Origin of the sequence: Aquabacterium sp. (assembly GCF_004297345.1) — a bacterium.
Taxonomy (GTDB): domain Bacteria; phylum Pseudomonadota; class Gammaproteobacteria; order Burkholderiales; family Burkholderiaceae_C; genus Aquabacterium.
In genome coordinates, this window is record NZ_SCTN01000170.1 from 1 (window position 1) to 13,212 (window position 13,212).

The following is a 13,212-nucleotide window of genomic DNA, read 5'->3' on the forward strand; positions in this document are numbered from 1 at the left end:
CCCAGTCTCAAAACGAAGTCCGGGGTAATCGGGGCCTGCCCCACGGTGCCACGGATGCCATCCGTCCCAAAGTATTGTCGAGCCATGTTTTTTTAAAATGAATTCGCACGATGCCGGGCTGCACATTGTGCCCCGGCTTTATCACTGTCAGTTACATAAATTCGCGGCATGCCAGATCTTCAAGGCATCAGCCGTTGCGCCAACGTCGTGAACCCGGACGACACGAGCTCCCCGCGTGACAGCTGCCAGCGCAGCCGCTACGCTGGCCACCATTCGATCTTCGACCGGCTTGCCCGTGATGTGACCCAAGGTTGATTTGCGGGACCACCCCAGCAGCAAAGGGCGCCCCATATCGAGCAATTCAGCCTGTCGCTGCAACAGTTCAATATTGTGCGCGGGCGTCTTGCCAAAGCCGACACCCGGATCCAGGGTAATGCGCGCATCGGATACGCCTGCATCACACAAGACCGCCATGCGGGCAGAAAGGTAGTACCTCACTTCGGCGACCACATCCGGGTAGCGTGGATTGGATTGCATGGTGGCAGGATCACCCTGCATGTGCATCAAGCACACCCCGCACTGGCCATGTGCGGCCACCACATCAACCGCCCCAGGTGCTTCCAGCGCACGGATATCGTTGATGATGTCCACACCCAGATCCAGCGCCCTGCGCATGACCGCCGGCTTGCATGTATCTACAGAAACGGGCACACCAAGGCTCACCGCAGACGTCAAGACCCCCTCGAGACGCTGCCACTCCTCATCAACCGTCAGCGTCGGTGCGCCAGGGCGACTGGACTCGCCTCCGATGTCCAGCATGTCAGCACCCTCACGAATCAGGCGTTCACATTGAGCCAGTGCCTCACGTGCGCTCAAGAACTGCCCACCATCCGAAAACGAATCCGGCGTGACATTGACGATACCCATGATGTGTGGGCGAGTCAGTTCAAGTTGGAAGCGGGTGGTTTGCCAAATACTCATTTGCTTGATCGACGACGGAGAAACGCCATGAAAAACGGGGCCGAAGCCCCGTGATGGATTGTCTGGCTTTCGCCATCAGACTGCAGCAGGTGCGCCGCCTGTGCTGACAGGAGGCTTGTTGCCACCATTCGGACGATTGCTCGGAGGCGTCCAATCCTTGGGTGGACGCGGCTCGCGGCCTTCCATGATGTCGTTGATCTGCTCAGCGTCGATCGTTTCCCACTCAAGCAAGGCGGTCGCCATGGCGTGCATCTTGTCCTGATTGTCTTCAATCAGCTTGCGCGCCAGCGCGTACTGCTCGTCGATGATCTTGCGGATCTGCTTGTCCACCTTTTGCATGGTCTCTTCAGACATGTTGGTGGTCTTGGTGATCGAGCGACCCAGGAAGACTTCGCCTTCGTTGTCAGCGTAGACAACAGGTCCCAGCTCGTCGGTCATGCCATAGCGGGTCACCATGTCACGCGCGATGGCCGTGGCGCGCTCGAAGTCGTTCGATGCGCCCGTTGTCATCTGGTTCATGAAGACTTCTTCTGCAATACGGCCACCGAACAGCACAGAAATGGTGTCCAGCATGCGGGTCTTGTCCATGCTGTAGCGATCGCCTTCAGGCAATTGCATGGTCACGCCCAGCGCACGACCGCGCGGGATGATGGTGACTTTGTGGACAGGGTCCGTCTTGGGCAACAAGCGGGCAACCAGGGCATGGCCAGCTTCGTGATAAGCCGTGTTCTTGCGCTCTTCCTCAGGCATGACCATCGACTTGCGCTCGGGGCCCATCATGATCTTGTCCTTGGCCTTTTCGAAGTCCTGCATCTCCACCACACGGCCGTTGCGGCGTGCGGCAAACAGAGCAGCTTCGTTGACCAGGTTGGCCAGATCAGCACCCGAGAAACCGGGCGTACCACGCGCCAGGATGTCGGCACGGACGTCCTGACCAACGGGCACCTTGCGGATGTGCACGTTCAGGATTTGTTCGCGGCCGCGCACGTCAGGCAGGGTCACATACACCTGACGGTCGAAACGACCAGGACGCAGCAGGGCCGGATCCAGGATGTCAGGCCGGTTGGTCGCAGCGATCACAATCACGCCGACGTTGGTTTCAAAACCATCCATCTCGACCAGCATCTGGTTGAGCGTCTGCTCGCGTTCGTCGTTGCCACCACCCAGGCCAGCGCCACGATGGCGACCCACGGCGTCGATTTCGTCCACGAAGATGATGCAGGGTGCATTCTTCTTGGCTTGATCAAACATGTCGCGGACACGGGCAGCACCCACACCAACGAACATTTCGACGAAGTCAGAACCCGAGATCGTGAAGAACGGCACCTTGGCTTCGCCCGCAATGGACTTGGCCAGTAGCGTCTTACCGGTACCAGGAGGGCCAACCATCAGCACGCCGCGAGGAATGCGGCCACCCAGTTTCTGGAACTTCTGCGGATCGCGCAGGAAGTCGACCAGCTCCTTGACCTCTTCTTTGGCCTCGTCGCAACCAGCTACGTCAGCGAACGTGACGTTGTTGTTGCTCTCGTCCAGCATGCGCGCCTTGCTCTTGCCGAAGCTGAAGGCACCGCCCTTGCCGCCACCTTGCATTTGGCGCATGAAATAGATCCACACGCCAATCAGCAAGATCATCGGGCCCCAGGACACCAGCAGACTCATGAGGAGCGAGGGCTCTTCGCGAGGCTTGACGTCGAATTTGACACCGTTGTTGATCAGATCACCCACGAGCCCACGGTCCAGATAAGTAGCCGTGCTGCGGATGCGCTTGTCATCGGTCGTTGTGGCAATGATCTCGGTACCGCCACCGCCTTCCTGAAGCGTGACGCTCTTGACGCGTTTGGCGCGAACCTCCTCCAGGAAGTCCGAATAGCCAATCTGGCTACCACCGGTACTGGCACGGTCGAACTGCTTGAACACGGTGAACAACACCAGCGCCACAACCAGCCAGACAGCAATCTTCGAGAACCATTGATTGTTCACCGCGGCTCCTTCAATCCATTCACACCCGCCGCGACTGACACTGTATGTATCAACCCACCGCGACAGGTTCAAAAATCACATCTGAATTCGCCAATCTGACAAACGCTGGACGCAATCTTCGCGGTACATGGGGACGATTCTAGAACAGTCAAGAGAGCCCCTGCAGATTTCGAGGCCCAGTGAAGCACCGCTTTTCAGCACTTAAAAGACGCCGATCAACAAAAATCATGGATTCTTGAGCCCGATACCCACCAGGAAGGTTTCCGACGACTTGTCGCGCGACGCTTTCGGCTTGATCGGCTTGACCACTCGAAAGTGCTGACGGAACAATTCGACCAGTTGGCTGTAACCGCTGCCATGGAACACCTTGCAAACCAGCGCACCCTCTTTTTTGAGGTGTCCTTGCGCGAATTCGATGGCAAGTTCGACCAAATGCGCGATACGGGCGCTATCTGAGACATCAATCCCACTCAGATTCGGCGCCATATCAGACACCACGACGTCCACCGGTCGATCGCCGACCGCTTCGCGCAGCTGGTTCAGCACGGCGTCTTCACGGAAGTCGCCCTGAATGAATTGCACGCCATCGACCGGCTCGAAATCCAGCAAGTCCAACGCAATGATGGTGCCGTTGAGTTGACCTGTGGCCGCACCGCCCGTGCCGGCGTCCTTGGGCGCGAACTTGCGGCGCACGTACTGGCTCCAGGCCCCGGGCGAAGCACCGAGGTCCACCACCAATTGGCCTGGTTTGATCAAATGGAGCGCCTCGTCAATTTCCTTGAGCTTGTAAGCGGCACGCGAACGGTAGCCCTCTTTGCCCGCCAATTTGACGTAAGTGTCATGGACATGGTCATGCAACCATGCTTTGTTCACTTTTTTGCTTTTAGTTTGGACTTTCATGGCTCGATAATAGAGGGATGCCTGCTATTCAATTGACAACTGCCGAGCGCAAAGCCCATCGGGCTGATGCGCACCACCTTGACCCCGTCGTGATGATCGGCGGAGATGGCCTCACCCCCGCCGTGCTGAAAGAAGCCGATAACGCACTGAAGGCCCATGGCCTGATCAAAGTGCGCGTACTGGGCGACGACCGTGCCGTCCGCGAAGAGATCTACGCCCAGATGTGCGACAAGCTTGATGCCGCACCGATCCAGCATATCGGCAAACTGCTGGTGCTGTGGCGCCCTGTTCCGGAAAAAGCCCAGGCCGAAGCCAGGGAAGACCGTGGCGCCGGCCCGCGTGAGGTCAAGATCCTGAAGTTCTCCAAGAGCGGCTTGCGTCGCCCCGAGGTCAAGAAGGTTCAGGTCATGGGCAATCAACGCGTGACCGCCGGTGGCCTGATCAAGCGCGCCAAGAAGCGCGTGGCCAGCAAGAAGCCTGACTGATCAAGCCGCTCGGTTGGCTGTCAGGCGCCAGGCCAGGCAGCCAACCAACACCGCGCGCAACCAGTACAGCGCCGAAGATAGCCCGTGCAAGGCCCCGAAGGACAGATTTGTAGGCTGTCCGGCCTTGGCTGCCTCCATCATCGGGTGCATCACGAACTCGCCGAAGATGGCGAGAAACAAGGCGCCCAGAATGATGAGCAAATTGCCCGTCATCACCGTGGTGGTCTGGCCGGACTCAGCCAGATCCCGCACCCGGCGTCGCTCGATCACGAACAACACCATGGCGAAGGCCAGGCTGAGTTTCGCCTCCAGGGTGAAGATGCGCCCGGCAGCCTTGCCCGCGAGTTCGCGCTCCAGGACCATGAACAGACTGGGCGCGGCCAAGCCACCCACGGCCAGCATCACACCCGTCCAGGTAGCAGCCAGCCAGGATTGAAAGCGCAATAACTTCATACCGGGGTGCTCGGAGTGGATCAGACGTAGCGGACTTCGATGATCTCGTAGTCGCGTGCACCGCCTGGCGCCTGTACCGTGGCCACGTCACCGGCTTCCTTGCCAATGAGGGCGCGGGCAATCGGTGAGCCAATGGAGATCTTGCCGTCCTTAAGATCAGCTTCGTCGTCGCCCACGATCTGGTAGATCACCACGTCGCCAGTGCTTTCGACTTCCATTTCGACCGTGGCGCCAAACACCACACGGCCACCAGCATCCAGTGAGCTGGGATCGATGACCTGCGCGGCTGACAGCTTGCCTTCGATTTCCTGGATACGCCCTTCGATGAAGCCTTGCTTGTCCTTGGCGGCGTCGTACTCGGCATTTTCGGAGAGGTCACCCTGTGCGCGGGCTTCGGCGATGGCCAACACGACGGCAGGACGCTCAACATGCTTGAGGCGTTGCAGCTCTTCCTTGAGCATTTCAGCGCCGCGCTTGGTAATGGGGATCGTGGACATAGTGCGTGTCTCTCTTGAATCGAATCAGGCGCCCTGCTCCGTTACAGCATGATCAGGGCTTCACAAATGAACGGAGCCGCGACCTGACCATCTTGGCGACGGTACTGGGCGCGGCCCTCGTAGCTTGTCTGCTTCCTTGTCAGGCGCTGAAAAGCCCCTGAGCAAGGCAGCAGTTTAGTGCAGTTTGGCGTGCAACTCTTGCAGTGAATACACCACCAGATCGTCCTGGTGCTTCATCGCTTCCACAGCAGCTTCGCAGCCAGCCATGGTGGTGTAGTAGGTGATCCGGTTGGCCAGTGCGGCTTGGCGGATGCTGCGGGAATCGGCGATGGCGGTGCGGGTTTCGTCCACGGTCGTGAAGACCAGCTGGATCTCGCCAGCCTTGATCGCATCGCTGATGTGCGGGCGACCGTCCTTGACCTTGTTGACAGGCTTGACCGGGACACCAGCTTCGGCAATCGCCGCAGCGGTGCCCTTGGTGGCTACCACGCCAAAGCCCAGCGCAACCAAATCCCTGGCCACAGCCACGGCACGAGCCTTGTCGCCATCCTTCACCGAGATGCACACCGTGCCCTTGGTCGGCAAGCGCGAGCCTGCGCCCAACTGGCTCTTGAGCATGGCTTCACCGAAGGTGACACCCACGCCCATGACTTCGCCGGTCGAACGCATTTCAGGGCCGAGGACGGGGTCCACGCCTGGGAACTTGTTGAACGGGAAGACGGCTTCCTTGACGGTGAAGTAAGGCGGCACGACTTCGCGAGGTGCCTTGCCATCAGGCGATTTCTGCGTGTTCAGCTTCTGACCGGCCATGCAGCGCGCGGCGATCTTGGCCAGAGGTTGACCCGTTGCCTTCGACACGTACGGCACGGTACGCGAAGCGCGGGGGTTCACTTCCAGCACGTAGACGGTAGCGTCGTCCAGACCCTTGGTCACATCACCCTGGATGGCGAACTGCACGTTCATCAGGCCGACCACGTTCAGGGCCTTGGCCATCAGCGCGGTCTGGCGACGCAGTTCTTCCTGCAGAGGCTGCGACAGCGTGTAAGGAGGCAGCGAACAGGCCGAGTCACCGGAGTGCACGCCAGCTTGCTCGATGTGCTCCATGATGCCGCCGATCATCACATCGGCGCCGTCGCTGATGCAGTCCACGTCGACTTCAACAGCGTCGTTCAGGAAGCGGTCCAGCAGCACAGGTGACTTGTCGGAGACACGGACGGCTTCGCGCATGTAGCGCTCGAGATCCTTGTCGCCATGCACGATTTCCATCGCGCGGCCACCCAGCACGTAAGAAGGACGAACCACCAGTGGGTAGCCGATCTCTTGTGCCAGTTGCAGTGCGGCTTCTTCAGTACGGGCCGTGCGGTTGGGCGGCTGCTTCAAGCCCAGCTTGTGCAGCAGCGCCTGGAAGCGCTCGCGGTCTTCAGCGATGTCGATGCTGTCAGGCGAAGTGCCGATGATGGGCACGCCATTGGCTTCGAGGTCGAGTGCCAACTTCAAAGGCGTCTGGCCGCCGTACTGCACGATCACGCCAACCGGCTTTTCCTTGTCCACGATTTCCAGCACGTCTTCCAGCGTCACGGGCTCGAAGTACAGGCGGTCGGAGGTGTCGTAGTCGGTAGAGACAGTCTCGGGGTTGCAGTTGACCATGATGGTCTCGTAACCGTCTTCGCGCATGGCCAGTGCAGCGTGCACACAGCAGTAGTCGAATTCGATACCTTGACCGATGCGGTTCGGGCCACCGCCCAGCACCATGATCTTCTTCTTGTCGGTCGGATCGGCTTCGCACTCGCCGCCCAGCGTCTCGTAGCACGAGTACATGTAGGCGGTTTGCGTCGAGAACTCGGCGGCGCAGGTGTCCACGCGCTTGTAGACCGGGCGCACGTTCATGGCGTGACGAGCGCGACGCACGTCGTGCTGGTTGGTGCCCATCAGCTTGGCCAGACGGCGGTCCGAGAAGCCCTTTTGCTTCAGGTAACGCATCTCTTCAGCGCTCAAGGTCTCCAGCTTGCGTGCCTTCACGTCAGCTTCGGTCTTGACGATGTCTTCGATCTGAGCGAGGAACCAGGGGTCAACCTTGGTTTCTTCAAAGACCTCTTCCAGGCTCATGCCCAGGCGGAAGGCATCACCCAGGAACAGGATGCGCTCAGGGCCGGCGTTGCCGATTTCTTCCAGCACTTCCTCACGGTCGTTGCTGCGTTCGGTCAGGCCATCAATGCCGGTTTCCAGACCGCGCAGGGCCTTCTGGAAGGATTCCTGGAAGGTGCGGCCCATGGCCATCACTTCACCCACGGACTTCATCTGCGTGGTCAGGCGGCTGTCAGCCTGAGGGAACTTCTCGAAGGCGAAACGCGGGATCTTGGTGACCACGTAGTCGATCGAAGGCTCGAACGACGCGGGGGTTGCGCCACCGGTGATGTCGTTCTTGAGTTCGTCCAGCGTGTAGCCGACCGACAGCTTGGCTGCGATCTTGGCGATCGGGAAGCCGGTGGCCTTGGAGGCCAGTGCCGACGAACGCGACACGCGGGGGTTCATCTCGATCACGACCATGCGGCCATCGACCGGGTTGATCGAGAACTGCACGTTCGAGCCGCCGGTTTCCACGCCGATTTCGCGCAGGATGGCGATCGAGGCGTTACGCAGCAGCTGGTATTCGCGATCGGTCAGGGTCTGAGCCGGGGCCACGGTGATGGAGTCACCGGTGTGGATGCCCATCGGGTCCAGGTTTTCGATAGAGCACACGATGATGCAGTTGTCCGCCTTGTCGCGAACCACTTCCATCTCGTACTCTTTCCAGCCGATGAGCGACTCTTCGATCAGCAACTCGTTGGTAGGCGACAGGTCGATACCACGCTTGCAGATCTCTTCAAACTCTTCGGGGTTGTAGGCAATGCCACCGCCAGTGCCACCCAGCGTGAAGCTGGGGCGGATCACCATGGGGAAGCCCGAGCCGCCGATTTCAGCCTGGATGCGCTTTTGCACCGCCCAGGCTTCTTCCAGCGTGTGGGCGATGCCCGACTTGGCCGAGCCCAGGCCGATGGAGGTCATCGCGTCCTTGAACTTCAAGCGGTCTTCGGCCTTCTCGATCGCGTGCTCGTTGGCACCGATCATCTCGACCTTGTACTTGTCCAGCACGCCGTGCTTGTGCAGATCCAGGGCGCAGTTCAGCGCGGTCTGGCCACCCATGGTCGGCAGGATCGCGTCAGGGCGTTCCTTGGCGATGATGCGCTCGACCACTTGCCAGGTGATGGGCTCGATGTAGGTGACGTCGGCCGTATTCGGGTCCGTCATGATGGTCGCAGGATTGCTGTTGACCAGGATGACCTTGTAACCCTCTTCACGCAGGGCCTTGCAGGCCTGTGCGCCGGAGTAGTCGAATTCACAGGCCTGACCGATGATGATCGGGCCGGCGCCGATGATGAGGATGCTCTTGATGTCTGTGCGCTTAGGCATTGTTCTTCTCCATCAGCGCAGTGAAACGATCGAACAGGTAGCTGATGTCATGCGGTCCGGGCGAAGCTTCAGGGTGACCCTGGAAGCAGAAAGCGGGCTTGTCGGTACGGGCCAGGCCTTGCAGCGTGCCATCGAACAGCGAGATGTGCGTGGCGCGCAGGTTGGCAGGCAACGTCTTTTCATCGACAGCAAAACCGTGGTTCTGGCTGGTGATGCTGACGCGGCCGTTGTCCAGGTCCTTCACGGGGTGGTTGCCGCCGTGGTGGCCGAACTTCATCTTGAAGGTCTTGGCGCCGGAGGCCAGGGCCATGATCTGGTGACCCAGGCAGATACCGAAAGTCGGGATGCCGGTTTCGATCAGTTCCTTGGCCGCAGCAATGGCGTAGTCGCAAGGCTCGGGATCCCCAGGGCCGTTGGACAGGAAGATGCCATCAGGCTTGTACTTCAACACTTCGGCAGCAGGCGTCTTGGCGGGCACCACGGTGACCTTGCAGCCACGCTCGGCCAGCATGCGCAGGATGTTGCGCTTCACACCAAAGTCATAGGCCACCACGTGGAACTTGGGCGCAGTTTGCTTGCCGAACCCGGGCTTGCCACCCAACTCAGGGTTGGCCAGCTTCCATTCGGTTTCGTCCCATTGACCAGCTTCGGTGCGGGTGACAACCTGGGCCAGATCCTGGCCAGCCATGCTGGGCGCAGCCTTGGCCTTGGCGATCGCATCGGCGATCACGGCATCGGTCACAGCTTCGCCAACCGGCAGCGCGACGATCGCACCATTCTGGGCACCCTTGGTGCGCAGCAGGCGGGTCAGCTTGCGGGTATCGATGTTGGCGATACCGACGGTGCCCTCGGCTTGCAGGTACTGCGACAGAGTCTGGGTCTGGCGGAAGTTGGAAGTGCGGATGGGCAGATCCTTGATGATCAGACCAGCGGCATGGACTTTCGAGGCTTCGACGTCTTCACCGTTGACGCCGTAGTTGCCGATGTGCGGATACGTCAGGGTGACGATCTGGCGGCAGTAGCTGGGGTCGGTGAGGATTTCCTGGTAGCCGGTGAGCGAGGTGTTGAACACCACTTCGCCGACTGTGTGACCGGCAGCGCCGATCGAAGTGCCTAGAAAGACCGTGCCGTCTGCGAGGGCCAGAAGAGCTTGGGGCAGTACGGGCAGCACGGGTTCATTCTCCGTTTGTTGTGCGCGCCCAGCTCTGCCCTTGACTGACCGTGCAACGCTGCGTGAGCGTCGTATGGGCGTGGCAAGTTCGAGTCCAGTAAGGAAACGAGGGGGTTTCGCTAGGCGGGGGGTGGTTGCGGGTAAACCTTAGGAGTATAACCGATCCTGTCACCATCCGGTCATCCACCCCGCACACCGGGGCCTAAGAAGGAGTGAGAAATCCATGAAAGGCGATCCCAAGGTCATCGAACACCTCAACGCACAGTTGAAGAACGAGCTGACAGCCACCAACCAGTACTTCCTGCATTACCGCATGCTGAAACACTGGGGCTTCGACAAACTGGCCAAGAAAGAATACGAAGAATCGATCGGCGAGATGAAGCACGCCGACAAGCTGATGGAACGCATTTTCATGCTCGACGGCCTGCCCAATCTGCAGGACCTGGGCAAGATCATGATTGGAGAAGACGTGCCCGAGATCCTGTCATGCGATCTGAAGCTGGAATCGGCTGCACAAGGAACGATCAAGGATGGCATCGCCTACTGCGAGTTGGTTCGTGACTACGTGTCGCGTGATCTGCTGCAGATGATTCTGGACGACACGGAAGAGCACATCGATTTTCTGGAGACGCAACTGGATTTGCTGGGCAAGGTCGGCCTGCAGAACTATCTTCAATCTGTGATGGGTGAAGTGGCCAGCTAAACCCCTACAAACCACCTGATCAAGCGATTGCATGCGAATCATTCTTATTTACAATGATCGCATTGCATCCTTGATCGCGTGGTGAACATGATTGTCTGCGTCTGCAACCGCGTCTCTGACCGAGACATCAAACGCCTGGCTGCGGCCGGCTGTGACTCCTTCGAGGCACTGCAACTCGAAACCGGCGCCGCCACCTGCTGCGGATGCTGCGAAACTTGCGCACGCGAAACACTGGCCGCAGCCTGCGCTGACGAAGCCACGCGCAACGCCTCACGCCACATTCCGTTGATGCCGGCTTGAGTGCCAATCTGAGACTTATTCCCGCCCTGAACGACTTCGTTGCAAATCGTTTCAAAGCGTGGGAATCAAGGCGTTTCAGATCATTTTCAGGCTCAACGACGCCCTCAAGCTGACGATGCCAGCGCCGATACCTAGGACGAACCGCTGGTTAAAGCGGAACCCCAGAGGGCGACATGGCATCCACTTTCTTCTCGAACGACGACGCAGCTCCCGCCACGCCAGCCGAGATGACGGCGGCGCAAGTGCGACCGGCACTGACGTCGATCAAATGCGGGCCACTTGAAACGGACACCGCACTCCACCATGAAGGCACGCCTTCCGGATTGGGCTTGCGCCGAGCCGAGGTGGTGCCCCCTTCCCTCTTTTCTCGCAGCCGCCCTTTGTGGAAGGCCTGGATCACAGGCTTCTGGTGCTGGTTGTGGGACATGGACGAACTGCCCCGCCCCCCCGCGCCGGCAACAGGCCTGCGCAAGGTCAAGTCCGAGTTCAACTCCGCGCTGTGGGATCTGCAGTCCATGCGAGCCAATCAAGTGCGCGCACTGGTGGAGCAAGCTCGTTCGCTGCGAGAACTGTGGCATCTGCGCGCCGATGTCTTCCGCGTGATTTCCGTACATCGTGGCCAGATCGAAGCCCAGTTGCGACTGGACGCCCTGGACAGCCACTTCCCCGTGCGCTCATCGGGCCGTGAAGAGTCGCGCTCATCCCGCGTGACAACTTGGTAAGACGACAAATCTTGCCCTTTGTCGGGCAAGATTGTTCTCAGCCGTAGCAAAATGCGGGCTGGACTGCTGACAGCCCCATGAACATCATCATCCTGGACGACTACCAAGACGCCGTCCGCAAATTGAACTGCGCATCCAAGCTGGATGGGCTCGCCGCCAAGGTATTCACCAACACCGTCAAAGGCACAGGCCAACTGGCCGTGCGATTGCGTGATGCCGAAGTATTGGTGCTCATTCGAGAGCGCACCCACTTCCCCAAGTCCCTGCTGGACAAGCTGCCCAAGTTGCGGCTGATCTGCCAGACTGGCCCGGTTGGCAGCCACATCGACATCGAAGCCTGTACACAACGAGGCATCGCCGTGGCAGAAGGTCTTGGCTCACCCTACGCCCCGGCCGAGTTGACTTGGGCACTGGTGATGGCCGCCATGCGAAGGCTGCCTCAGTACATCGGCAACCTCAAGCACGGCGCCTGGCAACAATCCGGCCTCAAATCGGCATCCATGCCCGTCAACTTTGGCTTGGGTATGTCCCTGCGCGGCAAGACGCTTGGCATCTGGGGATATGGCCGAGTCGGGCAACTGGTTGCAGCTTATGGCAAGGCATTCGGCATGCACGTGACGGTATGGGGCAGTGGGCCCTCACGCGCCAAGGCCCAAGCCGATGGACACATCCCCGCCCCTACGCGCGAAGCCTTTTTCGAGGCCTGCGACGTACTCAGCCTGCACCTGAAGCTGACGGACGATACGCGCGCCCTTATCAAGCTCGATGACCTGAGCCGCATGAAGCCCACGGCCCTGCTGGTCAACACCTCTCGTGCCGAGTTGATCGAAGACAGCGCGCTGGTGGCCGCGCTCAATCGAGGCCGTCCCGGCCTTGCCGCAGTGGATGTGTTTGAAAGCGAACCCATTCTGCAAGGGCACCCACTGCTGCGACTGGAGAACGCCGTCTGCACGCCGCACATCGGCTTTGTCGAGCAGGACAACTACGAGCAACTCTTCAGCACGGCCTTTGACAACCTTCTGAACTTCCTGGCGGGCACACCGACGAACATCGTCAACCCGGAAGCGCTGAAGGTTCACCACTAAGGCTGAGCTCAGTTGGAGCTGGAACGCAGCCTGCCCCGCCAGGACATGAACGCAGCGCGCTGGGCGCTGCTGGCTGGCAATTTCGTGATTGGCTGCGGTGTCATGGTGGTGGGCGGCACGCTCAATGACCTGACCAGGTCCCTGAGCATCAGCGTGACGCAAGGCGGCCATCTGATCGCCATTGCCGCCGTGATGATGGGCGTGGGCGCGCCTTTGCTTGCCGCTGCCGTGGCCCATATTGACCGCCGTAAATTGCTGACCTGGGCCATGCTCTGGTACGCCCTGGGACACGCTTTGTGCGCCTTGGCACCCAACTATGAATGGCTCTGGCCAGTGCGCGCCTTGACCGTGTTATCGGCCGCCGTGTTCACGCCTCAAGCCGCCGCGACCATGGGCTTCATGAGTGTGCCTGCCCACCGCGGACGCAACATCACCTTTGTGTTCATGGGATGGTCTGTGGCCTCCGTGGCGGGCATGCCCATGGC

At 59.9% G+C, this 13,212-nt stretch carries 14 protein-coding genes; 6 read left to right on the forward strand and 8 right to left on the reverse strand.

The window, feature by feature from the left end:
• The 4 genes from EPO09_RS22320 to EPO09_RS05710 all read right to left on the reverse strand — a co-directional run.
• A partial coding sequence (locus EPO09_RS22320; protein ID WP_367200046.1) for a hypothetical protein occupies positions 1-86 on the reverse strand: 86 nt, incomplete at its 3' end.
• A 61-nt stretch (positions 87-147) separates the two neighbouring features.
• Positions 148-927 carry a dihydropteroate synthase gene (gene folP, locus EPO09_RS05700; RefSeq protein WP_290641069.1) on the reverse strand — a complete coding sequence of 260 codons (780 nt, stop codon included), beginning with the start codon at positions 925-927 and terminating at the stop codon, positions 148-150.
• Between the two features lie 129 nt (positions 928-1,056).
• Positions 1,057-2,961: an ATP-dependent zinc metalloprotease FtsH gene (gene ftsH, locus EPO09_RS05705; RefSeq protein WP_290641071.1), complete on the reverse strand. Its 1,905-nt coding sequence runs from the start codon at positions 2,959-2,961 to the stop codon at positions 1,057-1,059.
• 225 nt (positions 2,962-3,186) lie between these two features.
• Positions 3,187-3,861, reverse strand: a complete 675-nt coding sequence (locus EPO09_RS05710; protein ID WP_290641073.1) for an RlmE family RNA methyltransferase — start codon at positions 3,859-3,861, stop codon at positions 3,187-3,189.
• A 17-nt stretch (positions 3,862-3,878) separates the two neighbouring features.
• Here EPO09_RS05710 and EPO09_RS05715 point away from each other — a divergent pair, with 17 nt between their 5' ends.
• On the forward strand, positions 3,879-4,346 hold the full coding sequence (locus EPO09_RS05715) for a YhbY family RNA-binding protein (RefSeq protein WP_290641075.1): 468 nt from the start codon (positions 3,879-3,881) through the stop codon (positions 4,344-4,346).
• Here EPO09_RS05715 and EPO09_RS05720 read toward each other — a convergent pair whose 3' ends face one another.
• From EPO09_RS05720 to carA, 4 genes are all read right to left on the reverse strand, one after another.
• Positions 4,347-4,799 (reverse strand): DUF4149 domain-containing protein, encoded by a 453-nt coding sequence (locus EPO09_RS05720; protein ID WP_290641077.1) that lies wholly within the window; start codon positions 4,797-4,799, stop codon positions 4,347-4,349.
• A 20-nt stretch (positions 4,800-4,819) separates the two neighbouring features.
• Entirely contained in the window at positions 4,820-5,296 is a 477-nt protein-coding gene (gene greA, locus EPO09_RS05725; RefSeq protein ID WP_290641079.1) for a transcription elongation factor GreA, read from the reverse strand.
• A 174-nt stretch (positions 5,297-5,470) separates the two neighbouring features.
• On the reverse strand, positions 5,471-8,746 hold the full coding sequence (gene carB, locus EPO09_RS05730; RefSeq protein ID WP_290641081.1) for a carbamoyl-phosphate synthase large subunit: 3,276 nt from the start codon (positions 8,744-8,746) through the stop codon (positions 5,471-5,473).
• Positions 8,739-9,917 (reverse strand): glutamine-hydrolyzing carbamoyl-phosphate synthase small subunit, encoded by a 1,179-nt coding sequence (gene carA / locus EPO09_RS05735; protein ID WP_290641083.1) that lies wholly within the window; start codon positions 9,915-9,917, stop codon positions 8,739-8,741. Before carA ends, carB begins: the two co-directional genes overlap by 8 nt.
• Positions 9,918-10,140: 223 nt before the next feature.
• On the opposite strand from carA, the gene bfr reads away from it, so the two are divergent.
• From bfr to EPO09_RS05760, 5 genes are all read left to right on the forward strand, one after another.
• A complete protein-coding gene (gene bfr, locus EPO09_RS05740) occupies positions 10,141-10,620 on the forward strand; it encodes a bacterioferritin (protein WP_290641085.1) in 480 nt (159 codons plus the stop codon).
• A gap of 87 nt (positions 10,621-10,707) precedes the next feature.
• Positions 10,708-10,920, forward strand: coding sequence for a (2Fe-2S)-binding protein (locus tag EPO09_RS05745; RefSeq protein WP_290641091.1), 213 nt, complete (start codon positions 10,708-10,710; stop codon positions 10,918-10,920).
• A 173-nt stretch (positions 10,921-11,093) separates the two neighbouring features.
• Entirely contained in the window at positions 11,094-11,642 is a 549-nt protein-coding gene (locus EPO09_RS05750; RefSeq protein ID WP_290641087.1) for a hypothetical protein, read from the forward strand.
• Positions 11,643-11,719: 77 nt separating this feature from the next.
• On the forward strand, positions 11,720-12,727 hold the full coding sequence (locus EPO09_RS05755; RefSeq protein ID WP_290641089.1) for a D-2-hydroxyacid dehydrogenase family protein: 1,008 nt from the start codon (positions 11,720-11,722) through the stop codon (positions 12,725-12,727).
• 45 nt (positions 12,728-12,772) lie between these two features.
• A partial coding sequence (locus EPO09_RS05760) for an MFS transporter (RefSeq protein ID WP_290641093.1) occupies positions 12,773-13,212 on the forward strand: 440 nt, incomplete at its 3' end.